Source organism: Clostridium moutaii (assembly GCF_041205085.1).
GTDB classification, from domain to species: domain Bacteria; phylum Bacillota; class Clostridia; order Clostridiales; family Clostridiaceae; genus Clostridium_B; species Clostridium_B moutaii.
Genome location: NZ_JBGEWD010000002.1, coordinates 81,181 through 104,378, shown reverse-complemented (window position 1 = coordinate 104,378; position 23,198 = coordinate 81,181). Strand labels below are relative to the sequence as shown.

At 32.4% G+C, this 23,198-nt stretch carries 20 protein-coding genes and 2 riboswitches; of the genes, 15 read left to right on the top strand and 5 right to left on the bottom strand.

The window, feature by feature from the left end; translation table 11 throughout:
* Nucleotides 1-4: 4 nt before the first annotated feature.
* Complete coding sequence (locus AB8U03_RS03185) at nucleotides 5-931, bottom strand: bifunctional helix-turn-helix transcriptional regulator/GNAT family N-acetyltransferase (protein ID WP_369703103.1); 927 nt, start codon at nucleotides 929-931, stop codon at nucleotides 5-7.
* 241 nt (nucleotides 932-1,172) lie between these two features.
* A riboswitch (SAM riboswitch) is annotated at nucleotides 1,173-1,287 on the top strand.
* Between the two features lie 313 nt (nucleotides 1,288-1,600).
* On the opposite strand from AB8U03_RS03185, the gene AB8U03_RS03180 reads away from it, so the two are divergent.
* From AB8U03_RS03180 to AB8U03_RS03170, 3 genes are all read left to right on the top strand, one after another.
* Nucleotides 1,601-2,875: an O-acetylhomoserine aminocarboxypropyltransferase/cysteine synthase family protein gene (locus tag AB8U03_RS03180; RefSeq protein WP_369703102.1), complete on the top strand. Its 1,275-nt coding sequence runs from the start codon at nucleotides 1,601-1,603 to the stop codon at nucleotides 2,873-2,875.
* Between the two features lie 44 nt (nucleotides 2,876-2,919).
* A complete protein-coding gene (locus AB8U03_RS03175) occupies nucleotides 2,920-3,885 on the top strand; it encodes an alpha/beta fold hydrolase (protein WP_369703101.1) in 966 nt (321 codons plus the stop codon).
* A gap of 107 nt (nucleotides 3,886-3,992) precedes the next feature.
* On the top strand, nucleotides 3,993-5,441 hold the full coding sequence (locus AB8U03_RS03170; protein ID WP_369703100.1) for an APC family permease: 1,449 nt from the start codon (nucleotides 3,993-3,995) through the stop codon (nucleotides 5,439-5,441).
* Nucleotides 5,442-5,499: 58 nt separating this feature from the next.
* Here the strand turns inward: AB8U03_RS03170 and AB8U03_RS03165 are convergent, their stop codons facing one another.
* On the bottom strand, nucleotides 5,500-7,623 hold the full coding sequence (locus tag AB8U03_RS03165) for an RNA degradosome polyphosphate kinase (RefSeq protein ID WP_369703099.1): 2,124 nt from the start codon (nucleotides 7,621-7,623) through the stop codon (nucleotides 5,500-5,502).
* Between the two features lie 13 nt (nucleotides 7,624-7,636).
* Nucleotides 7,637-9,178 (bottom strand): Ppx/GppA phosphatase family protein, encoded by a 1,542-nt coding sequence (locus AB8U03_RS03160; protein ID WP_369703098.1) that lies wholly within the window; start codon nucleotides 9,176-9,178, stop codon nucleotides 7,637-7,639.
* Between the two features lie 209 nt (nucleotides 9,179-9,387).
* On the opposite strand from AB8U03_RS03160, the gene ppx reads away from it, so the two are divergent.
* The 3 genes from ppx (at nucleotide 9,388) to AB8U03_RS03145 (ending at nucleotide 11,975) form a co-directional block, all read left to right on the top strand.
* Nucleotides 9,388-10,890: an exopolyphosphatase gene (ppx, locus tag AB8U03_RS03155; RefSeq protein ID WP_369703097.1), complete on the top strand. Its 1,503-nt coding sequence runs from the start codon at nucleotides 9,388-9,390 to the stop codon at nucleotides 10,888-10,890.
* Between the two features lie 65 nt (nucleotides 10,891-10,955).
* Nucleotides 10,956-11,543: a hypothetical protein gene (locus AB8U03_RS03150; RefSeq protein ID WP_369703096.1), complete on the top strand. Its 588-nt coding sequence runs from the start codon at nucleotides 10,956-10,958 to the stop codon at nucleotides 11,541-11,543.
* A 69-nt stretch (nucleotides 11,544-11,612) separates the two neighbouring features.
* A complete protein-coding gene (locus AB8U03_RS03145; protein WP_369703095.1) occupies nucleotides 11,613-11,975 on the top strand; it encodes a hypothetical protein in 363 nt (120 codons plus the stop codon).
* 46 nt (nucleotides 11,976-12,021) lie between these two features.
* On the opposite strand, the gene pssA is transcribed toward AB8U03_RS03145, so the two are convergent.
* On the bottom strand, nucleotides 12,022-12,549 hold the full coding sequence (gene pssA / locus AB8U03_RS03140) for a CDP-diacylglycerol--serine O-phosphatidyltransferase (RefSeq protein ID WP_369703094.1): 528 nt from the start codon (nucleotides 12,547-12,549) through the stop codon (nucleotides 12,022-12,024).
* 211 nt (nucleotides 12,550-12,760) lie between these two features.
* On the opposite strand from pssA, the gene AB8U03_RS03135 reads away from it, so the two are divergent.
* The 4 genes from AB8U03_RS03135 to AB8U03_RS03120 all read left to right on the top strand — a co-directional run bounded on the left by AB8U03_RS03135 (nucleotide 12,761) and on the right by AB8U03_RS03120 (nucleotide 15,754).
* Nucleotides 12,761-13,429, top strand: coding sequence for a TVP38/TMEM64 family protein (locus AB8U03_RS03135; protein ID WP_369703093.1), 669 nt, complete (start codon nucleotides 12,761-12,763; stop codon nucleotides 13,427-13,429).
* A gap of 66 nt (nucleotides 13,430-13,495) precedes the next feature.
* The gene (locus AB8U03_RS03130; protein ID WP_369703092.1) at nucleotides 13,496-13,918 is read left to right on the top strand and encodes a CBS domain-containing protein; all 423 of its coding nucleotides are present in this window, start codon (nucleotides 13,496-13,498) and stop codon (nucleotides 13,916-13,918) included.
* A 177-nt stretch (nucleotides 13,919-14,095) separates the two neighbouring features.
* A complete protein-coding gene (locus tag AB8U03_RS03125) occupies nucleotides 14,096-14,983 on the top strand; it encodes a YegS/Rv2252/BmrU family lipid kinase (RefSeq protein ID WP_369703091.1) in 888 nt (295 codons plus the stop codon).
* A gap of 99 nt (nucleotides 14,984-15,082) precedes the next feature.
* Nucleotides 15,083-15,754 (top strand): hypothetical protein, encoded by a 672-nt coding sequence (locus AB8U03_RS03120; protein ID WP_369703090.1) that lies wholly within the window; start codon nucleotides 15,083-15,085, stop codon nucleotides 15,752-15,754.
* A 17-nt stretch (nucleotides 15,755-15,771) separates the two neighbouring features.
* On the opposite strand, the gene AB8U03_RS03115 is transcribed toward AB8U03_RS03120, so the two are convergent.
* Nucleotides 15,772-17,604: a YgiQ family radical SAM protein gene (locus AB8U03_RS03115; protein WP_369703089.1), complete on the bottom strand. Its 1,833-nt coding sequence runs from the start codon at nucleotides 17,602-17,604 to the stop codon at nucleotides 15,772-15,774.
* A 351-nt stretch (nucleotides 17,605-17,955) separates the two neighbouring features.
* Nucleotides 17,956-18,126: riboswitch (M-box (ykoK) riboswitch) on the top strand.
* A 229-nt stretch (nucleotides 18,127-18,355) separates the two neighbouring features.
* Between AB8U03_RS03115 and AB8U03_RS03110 the strand changes: the two genes are divergently transcribed.
* The 5 genes from AB8U03_RS03110 (at nucleotide 18,356) to AB8U03_RS03090 (ending at nucleotide 23,123) form a co-directional block, all read left to right on the top strand.
* The gene (locus tag AB8U03_RS03110) at nucleotides 18,356-19,618 is read left to right on the top strand and encodes a magnesium transporter (protein WP_369703088.1); all 1,263 of its coding nucleotides are present in this window, start codon (nucleotides 18,356-18,358) and stop codon (nucleotides 19,616-19,618) included.
* 122 nt (nucleotides 19,619-19,740) lie between these two features.
* Nucleotides 19,741-20,445: a spore cortex-lytic enzyme gene (sleB, locus tag AB8U03_RS03105; protein WP_369703087.1), complete on the top strand. Its 705-nt coding sequence runs from the start codon at nucleotides 19,741-19,743 to the stop codon at nucleotides 20,443-20,445.
* A gap of 330 nt (nucleotides 20,446-20,775) precedes the next feature.
* On the top strand, nucleotides 20,776-21,126 hold the full coding sequence (locus AB8U03_RS03100) for a DUF6514 family protein (RefSeq protein ID WP_369703086.1): 351 nt from the start codon (nucleotides 20,776-20,778) through the stop codon (nucleotides 21,124-21,126).
* 121 nt (nucleotides 21,127-21,247) lie between these two features.
* A complete protein-coding gene (acpS, locus tag AB8U03_RS03095) occupies nucleotides 21,248-21,652 on the top strand; it encodes a holo-ACP synthase (protein ID WP_369703085.1) in 405 nt (134 codons plus the stop codon).
* Nucleotides 21,624-23,123 (top strand): NAD(P)H-hydrate dehydratase, encoded by a 1,500-nt coding sequence (locus AB8U03_RS03090; RefSeq protein ID WP_369703307.1) that lies wholly within the window; start codon nucleotides 21,624-21,626, stop codon nucleotides 23,121-23,123. Before acpS ends, AB8U03_RS03090 begins: the two co-directional genes overlap by 29 nt.
* Nucleotides 23,124-23,198 lie beyond the last annotated feature (75 nt).

Sequence of the window (23,198 nt, the reverse complement as noted above, 5' to 3'; positions counted from 1 at the left end):
AAAGCTAAAAATATAAATCCCAGCGTTCTTCTTTAACCAGGTGATCTGTCCAGGTAGTATTATTTTTTGATTCAGTTAAATTAAATCCATAACTTTTATAGAGATGTCGTGCTGCTTTTAGTACATCAGCAGTCCATAAAAAGATGTGATTGTAATTCTTTTTCCTGCTGAAATCAAGAGCTGTTTGTAAAAGAGTATGCCCCAGTCTTCTGTATCGTGCTTCAGGTTCAATAAGAAACCATCTTAGCTGAGCCGTGGAATCATCAGCTTTGGCTATGGCTATGACTCCTGATGGTTTACCATTTATTTCTGCAATCCATATGTTTTCTTTATCTTCATCATGGGATTTATGAAATTGAATCAAATATTTTTCTACATAATCTGCAAATTCATGGGAAAATCCAAATTCATCTTTATATAATTTTTTATGTTTTTCAATTATATAATTAATATCTTTTAGTTTATATGTTCTGATTTTAAGAGATCTGTCTATAGATGATGGTGATAACAAATTTTTAATATATTTCATTGATTCAACCAACTTTTCTCTTTCACTTTGTGTTAAAGGGTTTGTTAATGCTATGATTTGATTATTTGATTTTTGAGAAAGACTCAATAAAATTTCTTTACCTCTTGATGTAAGAGAAATAAAAGTATATCGTCCATCCTTAGAAGATTTCTCCTTGGTAATCAGGCCGTCGGAATTAAAGCGACCTAAAATTCTGCTTATATATCCAGGATCCATATTTAATTTACCAACCAGAATATTAGAAGTGCAGTTCGGGATTTCACCAATTTCAAAAAGTATACGAGCTTCTATCAATGAATAGGGGCTGTCCAGTATATCCTGATTTAAAAGTCCTAAAATTTTTGTATAAAAACGGCTGAAACTTCTCACTTCAGAAACTATAAGGCAATTTTTTTCTTCCATAAAATCTATCATTTCCTTCACTATGCTCAAGGCACAAAAATATATTAAAGCATTTAAGTTTTTAAGCTTTCTTTATGATATAAGTATATATAAAATTAGTTGACTTTGTCAATTAATTTTATTTTAATTATTATTGACAAAAAAGATAAAAGCTTGTATAGTATATACAAGTTATACAAAGACTGTTTAGCTAGAAAAGCTAGAGGTCAGATTTTAATTGTGTATTTAATTTAATAGTGGATTCTTATCAAGAGTGACCGAGGGACTGGCCCCATGACGTCCAGCAACCTAAATACGATTTATTATATTGTATTTAACGGTGCTAATTCCAGCAGGTTAAACCTGAGAGATGAGAAATGGAATTGAGCTTCTTATAGGTTTACTATAGGAGGTTTTTTGTGATTTTAGATATAATTTTAAAATGATGTACTTAGTTGACCAGATATACTAGAGACTATGCAGGTTCATTTATTGAATGCTGCATGGTCTTTTTTTAAAAAATTTTTTGGAATGAGAAAATAATTCCGGGTATTTCCGGGTATTAATGTAAGGTTGTCCGAAGTTGAGATTAAAGAGATAAAATTTGGTTTATGAGCTGGAAATTGAAGTGGCAGAATTATTGAAAAGTATAAAAAATTATAAATAATATTTAAATTGGAGGATGATTTTATGAGTAAAGAATTTAGAATAGGAACAAAAGCTGTACAATCTGGATATTTCCCTAAATCAGGAGAATCAAGAGTAGTTCCTATAGTACAGAGCACGTCTTATAGGTATGACACATTTGATGAAGTCGGAAATGTTGCAGCAGCAAAAACTCCGGGATATTTATATACAAGGATAGGAAATCCTACAGTTACTGATCTAGAAAAAAAATATGTGGAATTGCAGGGCGGAATTGAAGCAGTAGCAACATCTTCAGGGCAGTCTGCTGTGGTCTATTCCATAATAAACATAGCTAGTGCCGGTGATAACATTATTGCAAGTTCCAAATTATATGGGGGAACTTATAATCTTTTTAATGCAATTTTGCCCAAGTTAGGTATCAAAGTATCTTTTGTTGATCCGGAAGCCTCTGAGGAAGAAATACTATCTCTTGCTAAAGAAAATACTAAGCTTATATATGGAGAAACAATAGGAAATCCAGGGCTTAATGTTCTTGATTTTGATAAGTTTTCATCAGTGGCAAAAAAACTGGACATACCATTTGTTGTAGATAATACTATTGCTACTCCCTATTTAATCAATCCATTTGAATATGGTGCCAACATTATAGTACATTCAACAACTAAATATTCAGATGGACATGCAGTAGCTTTAGGCGGAATAATCATTGATGGTGGTAATTTCAATTGGGCAAATGGAAAGTTTCCGGATTATACAACTCCAACAGGGCCAACTGATTTAATATTTGTAGATGAATTTAGAGAAAAAGCATTTTCTGGTAAGCTAAGAGTAAATCTAGTTGAAGAATTTGGTGCAGCACAAGCACCATTGAATGCATTCTTAACGATTTTAGGATTGGAAACTCTGCATTTAAGAATGGAAAGACACTGCTCAAATGCATTAAGTTTGGCTAAATACCTCTCAAGACATCCTAAAGTTGAGTGGGTAAGGTATCCCTATCTGGAATCAGATAAAGAGTATGGTAGAGCTAAAAAATATTTAAGAGGAGGTGCTAGTGGAATTTTGACTTTTGGCGTAAAAGGAGGTATTGAAGCGGCAAAAAAAGTAGGGGAGAGTTTAAAAGTGGCTTCTATAGTTGTTAATCTGGGAGATGTGAGAACATATGTGATTCATCCTGCAAGTACAACACATATTGCACTTAATGAAGAGCAGCAGAGATCTGCAGGTGTAACACCTGAATTGATTAGAGTATCTGTAGGAATTGAGGATATTGAAGATATAATAGCAGATTTTGAACAAGCTCTAGATAAAATCTGATATATGCAGATTAGAAAAATACATTCTCTGGAGGTATATATATTATGTGTAACAGTATAGAATATAAATCTGAAACGTTTTTTTACAGAGATCAGCAGAATGTAAAACTTTTTACTAAAAAATGGTTGCCATGTGATGAATCTAGAATAAAGGGAATTATACAGGTAGCACATGGAATGGGTGAAACTGCTGATTATTATAGGGAATTCAGTGTGAATATGGTTAAATTGGGTTTTGCCGTATACATTAATGAAGCCCGTGGTCATGGAAGGACAGCGGGGAACATAAATGCACCATCTTATGAAGAAAGTGCAGGGTATATGGGTGAAGATGGAATATCGTGGATGGTAGAAGATATTAGATTATTAACGGATATTATAAAAATTGAAAATCCAGGGTTACCAAATTTCCTTTTAGGGCATAGTCTAGGTTCTGTGCTGGCTCAGATATATGCATATAAATATGGAAGTAAAGTAAATGGAATTATATATTCTGGAACTACCGGGCCAATTGATGGAAGAAAAATAGAAAAATTGATCGAAGTAGTGGAAGAAGAAGTTGCTGAAGTTGGAAGGAAGGGTAAAAGTGTAAAAACTGCAGATTATTTTTTTAGACACTATAATGATAAATTTCAACCTGCAAAGACAGATTACGATTGGCTGACCAGTGATTTCACCATGCTTGAAGATACATTAAGCTCTCCTTATGCAGCGATAGATTATAAAGTTGGATATTATGAAGATTTCATTGATGCTTTAAAAAATTTGCATAGAGAAGAATTTATTAAAAAAATACCTGAAGATCTATCTATACTTTCTATATCGGGAAATGATGATCCTTTTGGGAACTACGGAGAAAGCATAAAAACATTATTCCAAACATATAAAAAATTTGGAATCAAGGATATAACATATAAAATATATAAAAATGGAAGGCATGAGATGTTGAGGGAAGTGAATAGAAATGAAGTGATGAGAGATCTGTATAATTGGTTGTGCAGTCACATATAAAATAGATTCAGAATGCTCACTGGAAAACCGGAGGCTTTAAGCAAAACATTTAATTTGCTTAAAGCTATTTTTTATAAAAAATAATTTATAATATGGAGGAAGATAATATGGCATATGATAATAATTCAGGACTAAAATTGAAATGCTTGGAATTTAAAGATTTATTTGCACAATCTATCGCAACTATTGGACCGTCAGGTGGGCCTTTAGTAGCAATTCCCATGGTAGCAGCTAGTGCTGGAAATGGAACATGGCTATCTTTTGCTATTGCTGTTGTAGGAGTGATTTTTATAGGTAAAAATATCAACTCCTTTGCAAGAGAATATTCAGGAACAGGGTCATTATATGGATATATTATAAGGGGTATAGGACCGAGATTCGGTATAATTGGTGCATGGGCACTTGTTATTGCATATATTGCTTGTGCTGCTTCAGTTGCACCTTTATTTGCCAGCTATTTAAATGTAATTATAAATCCAATTGGTATTTATATTCCATCGGTATTGATTATCGGTATAGTTTCATTTGCAGCTTGGTTTTTAGCATGGAAGGATATTTCTCTATCATCTAAGGTTATGCTTTATATTGAGATTGCTTCATTGATAATAGGGGTTATACTTGCTTTTATTGTAGTTTTTAAACTAGGTTCAAATGTGGATACAGCACAATTAAATGTAAAAGCATTTTCTGGTTCAGGAGTTATGCAGGGTACAATTCTGGCATTTATGTGTATGGTAGGTTTTGAAAGTGCAACTATGCTTGGAGATGAAGCAAAGAACCCTTTAAAAAATATTCCTAAAGCGGTGACATTAAGTGCTTTTATTGCAGGACTTTATTATATTGTTAATTCCTATGTGTATATATCGGCATTTAGGTTTTTAAATGATAAATATACCACAAGTCAGGCTCCTGTGACAGAAGTGGCGACTCATTTTGGAGTATCTGCATTAGCGGTATTATTGACAATAGGTGCCGTTGTCAGTTCTCTTGCAGTGGTATTAGCCAGTATAAATGCTGGTGCTAGAGGATTATATGAAATGTCTAAAAACGGTATTTTAAATGAGAATATATCAAATACACATAAAAAAAATAGAACACCTCATGTGGCAATAGGTGTCGTATCTATCATAACATTTGTATTACCTACAATTTTAACTTTATCAAAAGTTGGGTTGTCGGGAATTTGGGGATTAGTTGGCAGTATAAGTTCTTTGGGGTTTTTAACCACTTATCTATTAATTGATATAGCAGCTCCAATATTTTTGTATCATAAAAAGAAGTTAAGGCCAACTAATATAATTATATCAGTAATCGGAGGTATTAGTGTGCTTATACCGTTTATAGGTAGTGTTTATCCAATTCCACCATATCCTAATAATTTACTTGTTTATATTTTTATTGTATTATTGGCCAGTGGTTTTATCAGGTTTTTATGGAAATGCAGAAAACAACCGGATATTATCTTAAATATTAAACTACAACTTGATGATGCTTATAATAGCTCCCCAAAAGAAAGGAAAAGCCAATATAAAGATAAGAATAATATGGCTATATAAGTCATCATCCCGAGGTGCTTACAAAAAAGTCAGCACCCCGGGATGATGACTTTTTTGCCTATTCAGTTTGCCTAACCTCAAAGCCTTCCTCACGCCACTTTTTTTTGAGAGATTCTATTTTGTTTGAAGAATTTTCAGCAGCAGCTAAAGTTGATTCATAAAATAGCTTCTGACTGTCTAAAGACTGTTTTTTACCACGTTTATCTATATTGGAATATGAACCGTTATTATTTAGAGCTCTGGCTTTAATTGTGTCTTTTAACTGCATATCCAATATTTCTTTCAATTTGTTCTTTATATCAATTTCTTCTATGGGAAACAGGAGTTCCACCCTTCTATCCAAATTTCTGGTCATCCAGTCCGCACTTGACAAATACAGGTCCTCTTCTCCATCATTATAAAAATAAAATATTCTGCTGTGCTCTAAAAATCTGCCTACAATGCTTATCACAGTTATATTTTCACTTACACCTTTTATGCCGGGTCTCAGACAGCATATTCCTCTTACTATCAAATGGATTTTGACTCCTGTGCTGGATGCCTTATATAATGCTTCAATTATATGTTTATCCACCAATGAATTCATTTTGGCAATTATTCTGGCAGGCTTTTCGTTTAAAGCATTATTTTCTTCCCGTTCTATTAGGTACAAAAATCTTTCCCTCAAATTAAGAGGGGCTATGCAGGTTTTTTTAAGTTCCTTGGGAATGGAACGGCCTGAAAGCATATTGAATATGACAGATGCATCTTCACCAAAATAGGGGTTTGAAGTGAAAAGGCCTAAGTCAGTGTATATTTTGGCCGTCACATCATTATAATTGCCGGTACCCATATGAACATATCTCTTTATTCCATCTTTTTCTTCCCTGACAATCAAAAGCAGTTTGCAGTGTGTCTTAAGCCCCACTAAGCCGTAAATAACATGACAGCCTGATTTTTCAAGCTGTTTTGCCCACAATATGTTGTTTTCCTCATCAAATCTTGCCTTCAATTCTACAAGTACTGTTACCTGTTTGCCGTTTTCCGCTGCCTTTATAAGGGATTTTACAATAGGAGAATTTCCGCTTACTCTATAGAGCACCTGTTTTATTGCAAGTACTGAGGGATCTTCAGCAGATTGTCTTACGAGATTTATAACAGGATCAAATGACTCATAAGGATGGCTTAAAAGTATGTCCTTTTTGGATATCACTGAGAACATATCTTCATCCTCAACATCTCTCAGAGGATTTAGAGGTTTTATGGTGTCATAACACAGGTAGCTATATTCTTTTATTGATATTAGTTTATTCAAGAAGGTTAAATCTATAGGTACATTTAAAATATATTCTTGATTCTTGGAAACTTCAAGTTCCTTTTCGAGGGTTCTGACTATATCCTTATCTATTCCCTTTTCAAGTTCCAGCCTTATAGCAGCTGCCCATTTACGCTGCTTTAGAGATTCTTCTATAGCTTCAAGAAGATCTTCAGCACCTTCTTCATCCAAAGTTAAATCCGCATTTCTGGTTATTCTATAACACCCATAGGATAATATATCTTTAGTGCCAAAAAGAGTTTTTAAATTCAATTTTATAATATCTTCCAGCAATATTATATGGAGGCCGCTTTCACTTGGAACTCTTATTATTCTTGGCAGTACGGAGGGTACCTGGACAGTAGCAAAAAACTTTTCATTGTTTTGTTTTAATATAAGCCCTATATTCAGACTTTTGTTTAAAAGCAGGGGAAAGGCGCTGCTGCTGTCCAAAAGCATAGGGGTTAAAACAGGAAATACATTTTTACGGTAATAGTTTTGCACAAATTTAAGCTGAGTTTCATTTAGATCATTCATCTTTAAAAAGCGTATATCTTCTTTGCCCAGGGCTATTTTTAAAGAACGATTATAATAGCTGCACTGTTTGGCAACTAATTTTGTAACATTTGTGTATATGCTGCTTAGCTGTTCTTCCGGAGTCAATCCTGAAGGATCCGGTTTATGAAAACCTGCCTTCATCTGGTCTATTAGAGAGCCCACCCTTACCATAAAAAATTCATCCAAATTTGAGGATGTGATGGAAAGGAACCTGAGACGTTCAAATATGGGGTGATCTGTATTCTTACATTCTTCAAGTACTCTTTTATTAAACTCTATCCAGCTTAATTCCCTATTTATAAAATTTTTGCTTTTGTTGAATTTACTCATTAATCGCACCTCACTAAATTATTGGTCTTATACCAAAAACTTCTTCAAAAAAATTAATTTTGTTGTTAAAAGCCCATTCCTCTATGCTTATATCTTCTCTTGATGTAACATTGAAAAATAACATATTGTTGTTTTTGGTAAGCTTTATATCTGTTATTTTTTGAAGATGTGATATGTCCAGGGCCTCTGATATTTTTAAAATAGCAGAAAGCATAGATGTAATCATTTTATCCTTTGAGTTTAAAGCAAAATAGTTGGGATCAGCTTCCTGAGGTATTATGTTCCAGTGGTATTTAGCTATACTGGCTATTATATTCAGCTCTCTGTGAGAAAACCCCATGATGTCCTGGCTCATTATTATATTGTAGGATTGAATTTCCGGTGTTACTGTGTCTATAAATTGCCCTATATCATGGAGTCTGCTGGATATTTGCAAATATAATCTTTCCTCCTCTCCCAACTTATGAATCTTTAATGTCTGATCAAATATTGAAAGAGCAATTTTTTCTACATAGTGAGAATGCGGTTTGTCAATTTTGTATTTATTTACAATATGATCTATAGAACTTAAAATGTCATCTGTCAGTTGGGATTTACGTGGAAGATCAAAAATTTTATCTGTGAGATCATGCAGTATGCCAAGCCTTAAGGTTATATCCGGGTTATATATATTTTGAGTATCTGCAATTTTCAAAAAGCAGTTGAATATAAGCATTGTGGGAAGTAGAAGTTCTATTTTTTTAATACCTCTATTATATTTAAGATTGATTTGGTTTTCGGTCATATTTTTGATTTCATTATAAAGTAACTTGAAATCTTTTCCCGATATTAAGTTTTTTACTTTAATGTTGCTGCTTTTATTGTTTATTAAACTGATAATTGTATGAATTTCACCTCCTATGATAATGAGGTTTTGTATTTTTAAGTTTTTAATATTGTATTTTATCCAATATAGTTTACTTTCAACATATTCTTCCATTAGATCGGAGAAATCCAAGGCCTTATTTTCCAGTTCACCTAGTGTTTCTTTTAATCTGAGGGATCCTATTTTAATATGTTCTGTAAATTTTAATTTATTATTCTCAAATATGGATGCTTCTACTGAACCTGTTGTTATATTTATTACCAGTGTGGTTTTGCCGTTAAAAAAATCAGATTCAGATATATGGTATTTTAATGCCTTCATTATATAAAAACGTTCCTGAGATACATTTATATCCTCTACATCTATTCCCGTTCTAAGTTTTATCTGTTCTAAAATATACTGCTTGTTTTGAGCCTCCCTGATTCCGCTGGTACATACGGCTTTGTAGTTTTTTATTTTATAATCCTTTATTACCAGTGTGAATCCTTTGATATCTTCACAGGTTTGATGTATAGTCTCCACAGATATTCTTCCGATTGAAAAGGTATCTCTTCCTATGTGGGTAGGTTTTATTAAATCTTCCAGTACATTTATATGGCCATTGTTATTTATATTGGCAATACTCATTCTCAAATAGTTGGATCCTACATCTATGGCTGCTGTGGTCTGTGGAAATTTAGGGTTTTTCATATGCATCACCTCAATATAAGTTTTAAATATAGTATGAACAATTAGAGTATACTTTATTGCATGGGGTCAATACTGCAGATTTAACAGTATATTAACATATAAATAACATAAAATTAAGATTACTTTGAAAAATTTGTTGAAATATTTCTGAAATTTATATAGTATATAAATATGTCGAGATAATAGATAATTTTGTAAGGAGATATTTTATGAAAAAATTGGCCATTATAGACATTGGATCTAACTCTATGAGAGCGTTGATTGTAAAAGTTATGAATGACAGAAATTATCAATTTGTAGATGAATTAAAATTCATAGCTAGGCTTGGGAGAGACATGACAGCGCAAGGTGCCATAGGTGAAGAAAAAATCAAGCTGGCAATTGCTGCATTATCCCGTTTTAAAAGGTTATGTGATTCCAATAATGTAAGTGAAATAGTGGCAGTTGCCACAGAAGCCGTGCGAAAGGCCTCCAATCAAAAAGAATTTATACACAGGGTGAAAGAGGAAATAGGAATAGACATAAGAGTGCTTTCAGGGGCTGAAGAGGCGTATTTTGATTATCTGGCAGTAGTGAATAGTATTGATATTAAATCTGCGCTTCTAATGGATATAGGTGGAAGCAGTACTGAACTCATATTGGTTAAGGATAGAAAAATGGAGGAATGTATAAGCATTCCCATGGGTGCAATTACTCTCACCGATAAGTTTTTATCCATTAAGGGAAACAACCAGAAAAAAATAAAAGAATTAGAGAACTTTCTGGTATCAAATTTTAACAAGATAGACTGGCTTAAAGAAGCAGATGGCATGCCCATTATAGGTATTGGAGGAAGTTACAGGACTATTGGTAAAATACATAGAAATAAAGTCAATTATCCTTTTAATAATCCACATAATTATATAGTTCCCTCTGAAGATGCTATTGATATTTATAATTTTTTGAAAAACAAGGAGATTTCTCTGCATAAAAAGGTAAGAGGAATATCCAAGGATAGAGCTGATATATTTCTGGGTGCAATATGCTGTATAGCCTCAGTAATAGAATATTGTAATATCAAAAAGCTCTGTATCAGCGAAAGTGGACTTAAACAGGGACTGCTGTATGGAAAGCTGATACGAAAGTATCCTCCGCTTATTGAAAATATACTTGACTTTTCTTTAAATAACATAGTTAATAATTATAATCTGAACAAAAAACATTTGAAATTAGTATGGAATTTTGCAAGTGAATTGTACACAAGTTTTTCTGAAATGTTCTCTATGAGAAAAGAAGATTATAAGATATTAAAGTCCTCAGTTATGTTAAATGATTGCGGTACTTTACTGGGCCTTGGAAGTCATGAAAAATATTCTTTTTATATTGTAAGGAGTTTAAAGGTATATGGACTTACTCATCGGGAACAGATAATGGCCGCTTTTGTAGTCTCAGGTTTTGAAGAAAATAAAATCAGAAAATCAGATTACTTCGGCAGAATTATAAGTTGTCAGGATATTGGAACAATTAAAAGATTATCTTTAATACTTTATATGGCAGAATCACTTGACAGGGCTTATGATGGTAATGTGAGCAGCATAAATATTAAGGTTGAAAAAGAAAAAGTGATTTTAACCATAGCTTCCACACAGGAAGCTTTACTTGAAATAAGTGTTATGAATGATTGCAGAGACTGTTTTTATAGGATGTTCAACAGGGAGTTAGTATTAAAATAATTTCATATATAAAAAAATCTTCTCATATTATATTGTAGTGTATAAATTAAGTGAGAGGATTTTTTATGCTCAATATATATGACTATTTGAAAATCAATGATATTTTTAAAATAGCAGAGAAGTATAATGTAAGGGATATTATAAGTCATGAAGCCAAGGTGAAGAGCTTTGCCGGAAGAATATACGATGTGTTAAATGAAGAACATCATCTAATGAGATCTCATAGAAATCTTTTAAGTTGTAGTGCCATTTTACATGATATAGGATGTTTTATAAATAAGTCATCGCATCAGTGCCATACTAAATATATAATACTTCAAGAAAAAAACTTTCAAATTGTTCCATATAAGTTAAAACAATCTCTTTCTGTAGTTGCTGGAAGTCATGGAAAAATGATGGATGGCGATATTGATCTGTATGATATGGTTGAAAAAAAAGAGCTGTTGAAATTGATAGCTATTTTGAGAATATCCGACGCACTGGATCATACCCATAAATTAAACACTTGTGTTGAAAATATAAGTCTAGAGGACAGTTGCCTGAATATTTATATAAAAAGCAATAATTTTAGAAAGATATTTTTAAAGGTAAATGACAAGTCTCTTTTATTTGAGGAGATGTTTTCCATGAAGGTAAGACTAAAAACTATGTAAAGTTATAATTTCATATAATTTTAATATAGATAATATAGTATACTATAAATTTTGGTCAGGGTGATAAATATGTCCCATAGAAAGGTAATTGAAGATTATTATTGTGATATAAATAACCTGACAGATTTATTGTCTAAATTGACAAACTGTTATAGATTACTGGTAGGAGGAGCCGGAGAATTGAATTCCATTGCAGCGGCACATAAAAAGGATGTTAAAGATGCCCTGCACAGGGCAGACGAGCTGGGTGATGTAATTGACAAGATCATAAATGCAATAGATAAGTCCACTGTGGAATATGCTCAGTACTGTAAAATGAGGACTGAAATTGTAAAGAAAAAGATGAAGTTTGAATATATAGAAACAGAAATAGATGAGGAATTATTCCTCAATAGTCTGGATGAGATAGATAACGATATAAAAGAGGAATAAGTATAAAAGTTTATCTATACTTATTCCTCTTTCATAATTTTATAAATTAAAATTTCTTGAATCTATGTTTGCATACCATCAAGTAGGAAAGTACTATAATAAGTAAAATTGTAGCTTCTTGAGGAAGAGGATGTCTTATTGTGATTAAACAATAAAGTGCCATGAACATACCTGCAAATGTTATTGGAATTCCAAAGAATTCTCCGTCAAATTCAGTGACGTTAAATCTTGCCAGTCTGTATGCCCCACATATTGGCAGTAACAATACCAATATATAGCCTAGTAAACCCATACTGGAAAAATTATAAAGATTAAATGCAAGAACCGAAGGTGCCACTCCAAAGGAAACTGAATCTGCAAGAGAATCCAATTCTTTTCCTAAATCGCTGGATACATTTAGAAATCTAGCAACTCTTCCATCATATCTATCAGCTAAACATGCAAGCAGTATAAATAAACCGGCCCATACATAATTTTCTTCAAAAGACATCATTAGAGACATTATACCGAAACTAAGGTTGCCAAGCGTGAATGCATTTGGTACAGTACTTTTAGCTATTTTTATTTTAGCCATAGTAGATCACTCCTTAAAATAACACAATATTTTATTGCCTAAATTGAGTAAAAAGTATATAATTACATAAGCTAATTATAACTCATTTTATGAAAATAGTTAAGTAAATAGAGTGCTTTTTATGCAAAGTTTATAAATTTTTTATTGAAAAATATGTTCTCAAGGCTTAATTTAGCTCTAGAGTTTTTATAAAAAGGATAGTTGAAGGTTTATGAAAAAAAATAAAAAAAATATTGGTAAATATATAATATCTGCTCTTTTGATTTTGTTTATTATAATACTAGTATTTATTTATAAAGATAAATTATGCGGTATAAATATGTATAATATTAGAAATTACATACAGAGTTATGGAAAATTTTCGGCTCTTATCTTCATTATCATGTATACTTTAAGACCACTGCTTATTGTATTTCCAGCATCGCTTATGTCTATTATTGCGGGAAATATATTTAATTCTCATGTAGCTATTTTACTGAGTATGATAGGATGTTTCGGGTCGGCTACAATAGCTTTCTTTTTATCCAGGTTTTTGGGACGTTCATTTGTAGATAGAATTTTAAAGGGCAGGGCTTTAACATTAGATAAAAACATAGAGAAATACGGCTTTAAAATTATGGCCATAATGAGATTGTCTTTTGTATTCCCCTATGATCCTTTAAGTTATGCATCAGGGCTTACAAAAATGAAGTACAGTGATTTTATACTGGGTACATTGATAGGAACTTTACCGGAAATGGTGACTTATTCATTAATGGGGAAAAATCTAGGAAACCCTTTTTCTGTTAAATTTATATTGCCCATAATGATTTTATGTGTTATAGCTTTTTGTTCTATATATATACATAAGAGGAAATCTAAAAATACCAATAATTTATAAGCAACATAATCCTTAACTTAGGACATAATACATTGTGTAATCTAAATTTAAAGGGGTGTTTTATAAATGAAAGTTAAGGATATAATGACTAAATCTGTAATTAGCTTGAGAGCTGACGACACTATAGAAAGAGCAGCGGAGATTATGGAGCAAAATAATATAGGAGCTGTTCCAGTATGTGAAGGAAATAAAATTATAGGAATTATAACAGATAGAGATATAGCTATAAGGTCAGGAGTTAAGGGTGAAAGTTATAATTCCAAAACAGTAAGGGATATAATGTCCTCAAATCCCGTAACAGGTTCTCCTGACATGGATTTGAGGGATGCTTCTAGAATAATGAGTGAAAGACAGATAAGAAGAATCCCTATAATAGAAAATGAATCTATTGTTGGAATTGTATCTTTGGGTGACCTGGCAACCAATACCAAGACAAATGATCAAGCAGGGGATGCTTTAAGCAATATATCCCGTCCGGGTATATCTTAAAATTAGGATTTAACAATTTATAAATAAATCCACAAGAATTACTAAGTAATCTTGTGGATTTATTGCTTCAGGTGATATAATATCAGATGACATAAGCAGAGATCTAGAATCTTTGGTTTAGTATGAATAGATTAATAATACATATTTTGTCAAGTTTATATAATAGGAGAGTTTAATATGAATAAAGTAAAATTTATTTATAATCCATATTCCGGAGAAAATACTATAATATCCGATATAGATAAGGTGATCAAAGTACATCAAAAATATGGATATGAAATAGTGCCTTTTAGAATTAGTTTTGAGTTTAATATGAAAGAGGCTTTTAAAGGAATAGATGAAACTTATAAATATATATTGGTGGCAGGAGGAGATGGAACGATAGATACTGCTGTAAACCATATGAGAAAATTAAATATAAATATACCCATAGCTATTCTTCCTGCGGGCACTGCCAATGATTTTGCAAAGTTTATAGGTATCCCTGAAAATGTTGAAAAAGCTTGTGAACAGATAATAAATAGTGTACCAAGAAAACTGGATCTGGGTAAAGTAAATGACAAGTATTTTATAAATGTGGCCAGTACGGGATTATTTACAGATGTTTCTCAAAAGACAGATGTAAATTTAAAAAATACAATGGGAAAATTAGCTTATTATGTTAAGGGTTTGGAACAGCTTCATAATCTGAGAAAGCTTAAGATAAAAGTTAAATCTGAAACTGCATTTTTCCATGGAGATATGTATCTTATGATGGTATTTAACGGACAGACTGCTGGAAATTTGAAACTTGCTTATAAAGCAAAAATAGATGACGGGCTTTTAGATGTCATAATAATAAAGGCGGGAATGATAAAGGATACTATTACACTATTTATAAAAATGCTCAGGGGAGATCATCTGGAGAACACTGCAGGTCTCATATATTTTAAGTCAAATAAAATAGAAGTGAATTGCAGTGAAAATATAGTAACTGATATAGATGGTGAAAGAGGACCTGATTTTCCTCTCCTAATAGAATGTATAAAAGGTGGAATAGAGGTTTTAGGAGTAAATATGAACTGAAAGGCTGAACAGAATATATAATTTTTGTTTAAAATAGTAATATAAATTGGGTAATATTAATAAATATAAATTATAGTGCTGTTAAAAGAAGGAGAGTATATGGTATTTTATATTTATATTTGTCTATTACCTGTTATGTTGATGATGATTATTGAAGGGTTTATATGGATTAAATTTTTACCGGTGAAGGTGAAGATCATGACCTTTTTTATTTTAATAGCCATGATATTCAGATATATATCTATTTCTGTTTTATTTTTATCCAATAATATTAAATACTTGTATATGCTTAAGATACCTTTTTTCTTAAACCTAATTGCAATTCCCCTAATGGCTCTCACTGTGATGTACATTTTCATGAGGAAAGACAATACAAAATTTTATTATATATTTGCAATATCTGCCATACTATTCGGATACTATGGCTTTATTATGCATGGTTACGGAGTCGTGCTGGAGAATGTACAGCAGTACCAGGTTGTATTGGGATATACCATGTATTTTCCCAAAGACTCATATATATATTGGATATACATAGTATTTAATACTCTTGTAGTATTTTTGGCATTGGGATTCATGGGTAAAAACAATCCAAATAAATTTGGAATATACATGATGATATTGGCAGCATGTATAACTGCAGCGGAATATATATCCTGGCTCCTGGGAGTGAGAATCTTAGTGCAGACTGTACTTGGCGATATGAGTTGGACTGCTGTGTTGATTTATGCTTTAAATAAAGTTAAAAAGAAATCACTTCCGGATTGTTAATTGTAGCTGTAAACTTATTAGGACATTGACCGGGAGTGTTTTCTTCTAGGTGGATTTTTAGGAATCAGACAATTAGGGCCTTTCCCTATTAAATCTTCACGACCAGCTGCAATTAGAGCTTCTTTTACCAGATTGTAGTTTTGGGGAAGGGTAAATTGTAAAAGAGCCCTTTGCATGTTTTTTTCCCTTTGTTTTTTGGGAACGTAGACTTTTTTTCCGGTCAGAGGGTTAATGCCTGTATAATACATAGTTGTAGACAGGCTTCCTGGTGTAGGATAAAAATCCTGGACCTGCTCCGGAGTATAGCCCATTTCTTTTATATATAATGCCAGTTCTATAGCCGCATTTAAATCACTTCCAGGATGACTGGACATGAGGTAAGGTACCAGATACTGCTTTTTACCCAGCTTCTTGTTTATTTCAAAAAATTTTTTTACAAATCTGTTATATACCTCCATTCGGGGCTTCCCCATCTGTGCTAATACTCTGTCATTTATGTGCTCAGGAGCCACTTTCAGCTGACCGCTTATGTGATATTTGCATAGTTCTGTAAAAAAGTCCATATTCTTATCATTTATCAGGTAGTCATATCGTATTCCTGAACGTATAAATACCTTTTTTATACCAGGGATTTTTCTTATCTTTTTCAATAAGCTTAAGTATTCACTATGATCTATGATGAGGTTTTTACAGGGTTTTGGAAATAAACATTGTCTATTTTTACATACTCCCACTTTCTCCTGAATCTTGCAGGCTTTATGTCTGAAGTTTGCAGTTGGTCCTCCAACATCGTGTATATATCCTTTAAAATTATCCAGTGTAGTCAGAAGTTCCGCTTCGTTTATTATTGATTTTTCACTTCTGTTTTGTACAGTTCTTCCCTGGTGAAAAGTCAATGCGCAAAAAGAACACCCGCCATAACATCCCCTGTGACTGGTAATGGAAAAACTTATCTCATTTATTGCAGGTATACCACCTTCCTTTTCATATACAGGGTGATAAGTTCTTGTATAAGGCAGATTATATACAATATCCATTTCCTCTTCCGTTAATGGGTATTGGGGAGGAGTTTGAACTATATAGTGATCTCCATGTTTCTGTACTAATGTTTTTCCACTTATGGCATCCTGTTCCCAATATTCCAGCTTGTAGCTTTCAGCATAAGAGTTTTTATCTTTTAAAACTTCCTCGAATGAAGGTACTTCTATATAATCTCTTAAATGATTTTTATCTTTGGAAGGATAAACAATACCCCTCACATCTATGATTTTATGGACATCCATACCGTATTTTAACAGGTTTGCTATCTGTACTATGGATTTTTCACCCATGCCGTATACCAGTATGTCGGATTTTGAATCCAAGAGTACGCTTTTCCTTATTTTATCGCTCCAGTAGTCATAATGGGCAAATCTTCTCAAACTTGCCTCTATTCCGCCTATTATTATAGGAACATCTTTATAGGCCTCCTTTGCTCTGTTACAGTATACTATTAGGGCTCTGTCAGGTCTGCAGCCTGGTTTTCCGCCTGGAGAATAGAGATCTTCATGTCTTCTTTTTCTTGAGGAAGTATAATGATTCACCATGGAGTCCATATTTCCCGAGTTAATGAGAAATGCCAGTTTAGGTTTGCCTAATTTTTTGAAGTCATCTGCACTTTTCCAATTTGGCTGAGCTATTATTCCAACAGTAAAGCCTTCCCTCTCTAAAATTCTGGATATTATGGCGGTACCGAAAGAAGGGTGATCCACGTAGGCATCTCCAGTTATAAGTACAAAATCCAACTGCTCTATATTATTTAACTTCATATCTTTTTTGCATATAGGTAGAAATTTTTTATTTAATTGCAATTTACATTCTCCATTCTGATTTTCTCTGTTAATTTTAATTTTATTCATAGTATAACACAGTTTAAAGAACAGAGAAAAAGAAGAAAGAACAGAGAATGATTTGTGTACTAAAATGAATGTATAGTATATAATAAATAAGGGAGTAAAAACTTATTCCAAAAATTTATCTTAAGTTTAAATAAATGAAAGAAAAGATGATATTTCAAATTAGAATGAGCAAAATAAGGGAAAAATGCATTAATGAGTAGATAGCAAATAAATATTGATAAATTTAGTATTTACTTATTGCATTTTGGCAAATTTGTAATATAATTATAATGTAAATGTTAATATTTTATATCTGTTATTTAATATTTGTTATGTTAGGTGAGGCTCCTATATAGACATATGCTGATGCCCGGAAACATCGAGAGATGCCAATGGGTCAACAGATATTACCGGATTAAGGTTTTATCTAATGCAGCTGGACAAAATTTAGTCTAAAGCTATATAGTGCTAAAACTCGGACGATTAAAAAGTTTTAGTTTATATGGAGAGCTCTCTTTGAGGGCTCTTTTTTAAATTTTTTAATTTAGGTGGTGTGGTTAAATGGAAAACGGACCTTATGGAGGTCGGTGTAACTTTGTACAAAATTTAATAGACATATACGGAGAAGTATTTAAATGAACTTTTGGGTAATAATTATCAATTGATTTTATTAGCTTTTTAATTGGATTTAAATGTTTCTCTGTAGGTCAAGGGAGGAATATTTATGAAAAAATTAACTAGTTTCTTCTTGAGCAAAGTTCTTTATAAGAAGGTTTATAATGAATTTGATGAATATGTGGGAAAACTTGTAGATATATATGTATCTACTGATCATGGCATGCCTAGAACTATAGGATATAAGATAAAAGATGGCATGGAAGTATCCAATTGTGAATGTAAAAATATAAATTTTTATGAAGATAATAATAATATAATAATCAGAGGGGAGGGCATAAGGGGAATAATACTTCAAAGTTATTCTTATCTTTTGTCAAAGCATCTCCTGGATAAACAGATCGTGGATATAAATGGTAAGAAATTAGTCAGAGTCAATGATCTTAGAATTGCAAAAATGGCAGGTGAATACAGGGTTGTGGCTGTTGATACCGGTATTTTAGCTTTAGGAAGAAGACTTGGTGTGGAACATATTATAAGAAAATTTTATAATATACTCAATAAAAAGCCAGAAGATAGTCTTATAATCTGGGACAATGTGGAATCCCTGGAAATGGTGAATAATAATTTAAAACTTTCTGTGCCATATAAAAAGTTATCAAAACTTCATCCGGCAGATTTGGCAGATATACTGGAGGATATGGATGTAAATTACAGAAAGAAAGTATTTGAAAGTTTAGATGAAGATTTGGCAGCAGATACTTTAGAAGAAATAGAACCAAAAATACAGGCAAATATTCTGGAAAATTTAAGTCAGTCCAAAAGGGATGAAGTATTGTTTAATATGCCAAAGGATGAAATTGCGGATATTCTGGATGAGGTTGATGAAGATACAGCACAAAAAATACTTTTGAACATGACAAAGGGAGATGCTGAAGAGGTAAAAACTCTTATGGATTACAAGGATGAAACCGTAGGAAGTATAATGAAGAAAGATTTTATTTCCTTTAATATAAATATAACAGTTAATGAAACTATTGAATTATTCAGGGAAATCAATCCAGAGGATGAGATATCTTATTATATATATATTGTTGATGATAAAGGGAGGCTTCAAGGTGCCGTATCTTTAAAGAGTCTGATATTATCCGGTGCTGAAACCAGATTAAAAGAGATTATGGTGGATGATATAGTGAGTATAAATCATAATGAAAATATAAACAAGGCTATAGAAGATTGTTCAAAATATAATTTACTTTCGCTGCCCGTGGTAGATGATGAAGAAAAATTGTGCGGCATAGTAGTAATAAATGATATCGTGGAAGACATATTGATACCAAACTGGAAAAAGAGATTGAGAAAAGTAGGATAAAAATTATGAGGCTGTCATTTTTGACAGCTTTTCTTTATGTATTTTTTATTATATTTGTGCACAAACTATGTTCATGTAAGGATAAATATAAGTTTAATAAATACTAAAGGAGAGATGGTCGTATGGCTAAAAAAATTATAAGTTTTAAAACAAAAATAGTGCTAATGCTTGCCATAATACTAACATATATATCCACTTCTCTATTTTTGCTTCCTTATAACAATGCAGTAAAAGCTGTAGCCTATTCCTATGGATCCAAAGGAAATATAGTGACACAAATACAGACAAAGCTCAAGGACTGGGGATACTATAATGGCAGCATAGATGGAGCTTATGGGTATCAGACTTACACTGCTGTTAAATATTTTCAGTCAAAGAACGGATTAAATTCCGACGGTGTGGCAGGAGATGCTACATTGGCGGCTTTGGGAATAAATACCTCCGGCGGGAATACTGCATCCAATAGTGAAAGTAATAATCAGAATGTATTACTTATAGCTCGTTTGATAAATGGTGAGGCCAGAGGAGAGCCTTATGAAGGACAGGTAGCCGTAGGGGCTGTGATATTAAATAGAACCAGGGATCCGCGATTTCCAGCTACTGTACCTGGAGTGATATATCAGCCCGGGGCTTTTACTGCCATAGTAGATGGTCAGATACATGCCGATATGCAGCAAAGTTCCATGAATGCAGCCAGGGATGCGTTAAATGGATGGGATCCTTCCGGTGGAGCGGTATATTATTTTAATCCTGCCACAGCAACAAGTTCATGGATATGGTCAAGGCCTCTTATAAAAATTATAGGAAAGCATAGATTTTGCAGATAGAAGATTATGTGAATATAAAATGCAATTTTGGAGATATAGTTCACTTTTAGAAAGATTTGATTATTATGTATATACAAATGCAGTCATATAATTCTAAATTTATAAAAATAAATAGTCAATATATATGTACCTTCGACAGAAAAGCTCAATAAAAACTGTTAATAAATAGTATAAAAGTATATTTATACTTTTAGTTAAGTAAGTGAAAGATTTTTATTGTCATATATGAGGGATAATTTATAATTCAACTAATCATGAACTGACACATTTTTTTTAAGACCTGTGATAATATATTTTTAAGTCAATAATATTAGCAGGGGGAAAATGTTTATGATAGTTGAGAATTTTAGTTTTAGTGAAATAGTAGAAAAGATGAAATACGTATATTTTTACAGGCTGTTAAAGGAAAAGATGGCAATAACATACGAGAATGAGATTATAGAAGTTCAATCCTATGGAATTGAAGTGGAAAGACAAGATATATCAGAGGGCAAATTAGTAAATGTACAAAGAGATTGTGTTCGAAGTATAAGTCCGGAAAGGTATAAGGTACATAATTTACTGAAGTTGCTGTATGATAACAAGGTATCACCTATACATTTAGTTGATGTAATCGGGGATTATGTAGATGAATATATTTTGGATTTTGATAAACAGACAAATAATTATATAGCCTATTAGAAAGGAGGAGAAATCCTCTTTTTTTATTATAGATTTAATTTCTTATTTACTATATCAACAAATGAATATAATATAAAATATAATAGATATTGATATAATTGAATTGGGGGTGTAATGTATTTTGATATTTGGAATTGGAGTGGATATAGTTGAAATTAGAAGAATTAAAGAAGCCATTGGTAAACATGTGAATTTTATAGACAGGGTTTTTAGTAAAAATGAAATAGAATATCTTAAAAATAGAAATTTAAGGCCTGAATTTGTAGCTGGAAGATTTGCAGCAAAAGAAGCGGTGGTAAAGGCAATGGGTACTGGATTCAGGGGGTTTGATTTAAAGGAAGTGGAAATAGATAGGGCGGCTTCAGGTAAACCCAGTGTGATATTGAGAGGAAAGGCTAAATTAATGGCTAATAAATGCGGAAATTATAAAATCCATCTGAGTATATCACATGGTGTAGATAATGCTATAGCTTATGCAATAATGGAGGTTGATGAAATTGAGGATAGCATCCATAGAGATATGTAGGGATATAGATAACTATGCTATAGGCGAATTAAAAATACCCAGCATTGTTCTAATGGAAAATGCAGCTTTAAGGGTGATTAAAAATATAGATTTAAAAAATCTCGATAATTTTTGTGTCATATGTACAAAGGGAAATAATGGAGGAGACGGATTTGCCATAGCAAGACATCTATATAATTTAAACAAAAAAGTTCATGTGTTTTTAGTTGGAAAAGAAGAAGGTATGAGCGAGGAATGTAGAGTAAATTACAATATATTAAAGAACTTGAATATAAGCTTGGATAGAGTTAACTCACTAAAAGATATGGTGCAGCTTAGAAAAAGCATAGTGGAGAGTCAAGTTATTATTGACGGCATATTTGGGACAGGTCTTTCTAGAAATATACAGGGAATACAGGATTCTGTTATATCATTGATAAATGAAAATAGCAATTATACTATTTCAATAGATGTCCCGTCAGGATTTAATGGAAGTACGGGGGAAATCATGGGAAACTGTATAAGGGCAGATAAAACAGTTACTTTTCAACTGTACAAGAGTGGTTTCCTGAGATATGGAAGTGATGTGTTTACCGGGGAGGTAGTAGTGGAGAATATAGGAATTCCTGAATTGGCTGTTAAAAAGTTCATTGATCCTGAATTTATAATGGATGTGGATTTTGTAAAACAGAAGCTGAAAGTGAGAAACAAATTAAGCTACAAGGGTGATTATGGCAGAGTACTTGTTATAGCTGGTTCCAGGGGATTTACAGGAGCTGCGTATATATGTGCTGAAGGAGCTGTAAGGAGTGGTGCAGGTCTTGTTACTTTGGGTTGTTATAAAGATATACAACCTATACTCAGCTCAAAACTCATAGAGGGTATGACAATTGCTCTGGAAGATGATTTAAAACTGGAAGAAGCTATAGAGAAAAGCGATGCTGTTGCCATAGGGCCTGGCATGGGAGCAAATGACAGCACTTTGAATCTAATTGACAAAGTTCTAAATATATCTAAAAAAAATGTGATAATAGATGCGGATGGAATCAATGTGTTAAGGGAAAATCTTCATATATTAAAGAATAAGAAGTGCCAGGTGGTTTTAACTCCTCATTTGGGTGAAATGTCTAGAATTACAGGCTTTGATGTTGAATATATAAGAAAAAACAGAATAAAGGTAGCCAGAGATTTTGCAGCTGAAAATGAGGTGGTTGTACTTTTAAAAGGTTATAATACTGTTATTACTGATGGAAATGTAGTAGCTGTAAACCCTACTGGAAATGCATCCATGGCTTCGGGAGGTATGGGAGATTGTCTTACTGGAATTATAGCTTCTTTTGCAGCTCAGAAATATTATATTTTTGAAGCGGCATACATAGCTGCATTTATACATGGATACTCCGGAGAAAAATTATCCCGTCATATGTTCTGCGTAAATGCCAGTCATATTTTAGAACAGCTTCCTTTTTCGATAAAAGAATTGATGAGATAGGATAAGAACTAAAAAAAAGTAATATCAAAGGATGTAATGGAATAGATTAATAGTAAAAAGCTGAAGATCAGGAGG

What these genes read in the sequence shown, in the direction of transcription:
- AB8U03_RS03170 (WP_369703100.1), top strand. Translation starts at nt 3,993, where the DNA reads ATGGCATATGATAATAATTCAGGACTAAAATTGAAATGCTTGGAATTT.
- AB8U03_RS03100 (WP_369703086.1), top strand. Translation starts at nt 20,776, where the DNA reads ATGATAGTTGAGAATTTTAGTTTTAGTGAAATAGTAGAAAAGATGAAA.
- AB8U03_RS03185 (WP_369703103.1), bottom strand. Translation starts at nt 931, where the DNA reads ATGGAAGAAAAAAATTGCCTTATAGTTTCTGAAGTGAGAAGTTTCAGC.
- pssA (WP_369703094.1), bottom strand. Translation starts at nt 12,549, where the DNA reads ATGGCTAAAATAAAAATAGCTAAAAGTACTGTACCAAATGCATTCACG.
- AB8U03_RS03165 (WP_369703099.1), bottom strand. Translation starts at nt 7,623, where the DNA reads ATGAGTAAATTCAACAAAAGCAAAAATTTTATAAATAGGGAATTAAGC.
- AB8U03_RS03110 (WP_369703088.1), top strand. Translation starts at nt 18,356, where the DNA reads ATGAAAAAATTAACTAGTTTCTTCTTGAGCAAAGTTCTTTATAAGAAG.
- AB8U03_RS03180 (WP_369703102.1), top strand. Translation starts at nt 1,601, where the DNA reads ATGAGTAAAGAATTTAGAATAGGAACAAAAGCTGTACAATCTGGATAT.
- AB8U03_RS03160 (WP_369703098.1), bottom strand. Translation starts at nt 9,178, where the DNA reads ATGAAAAACCCTAAATTTCCACAGACCACAGCAGCCATAGATGTAGGA.
- AB8U03_RS03125 (WP_369703091.1), top strand. Translation starts at nt 14,096, where the DNA reads ATGAATAAAGTAAAATTTATTTATAATCCATATTCCGGAGAAAATACT.
- AB8U03_RS03130 (WP_369703092.1), top strand. Translation starts at nt 13,496, where the DNA reads ATGAAAGTTAAGGATATAATGACTAAATCTGTAATTAGCTTGAGAGCT.
- AB8U03_RS03145 (WP_369703095.1), top strand. Translation starts at nt 11,613, where the DNA reads ATGTCCCATAGAAAGGTAATTGAAGATTATTATTGTGATATAAATAAC.
- sleB (WP_369703087.1), top strand. Translation starts at nt 19,741, where the DNA reads ATGGCTAAAAAAATTATAAGTTTTAAAACAAAAATAGTGCTAATGCTT.
- ppx (WP_369703097.1), top strand. Translation starts at nt 9,388, where the DNA reads ATGAAAAAATTGGCCATTATAGACATTGGATCTAACTCTATGAGAGCG.
- AB8U03_RS03175 (WP_369703101.1), top strand. Translation starts at nt 2,920, where the DNA reads ATGTGTAACAGTATAGAATATAAATCTGAAACGTTTTTTTACAGAGAT.
- AB8U03_RS03120 (WP_369703090.1), top strand. Translation starts at nt 15,083, where the DNA reads ATGGTATTTTATATTTATATTTGTCTATTACCTGTTATGTTGATGATG.
- AB8U03_RS03150 (WP_369703096.1), top strand. Translation starts at nt 10,956, where the DNA reads ATGCTCAATATATATGACTATTTGAAAATCAATGATATTTTTAAAATA.
- AB8U03_RS03135 (WP_369703093.1), top strand. Translation starts at nt 12,761, where the DNA reads ATGAAAAAAAATAAAAAAAATATTGGTAAATATATAATATCTGCTCTT.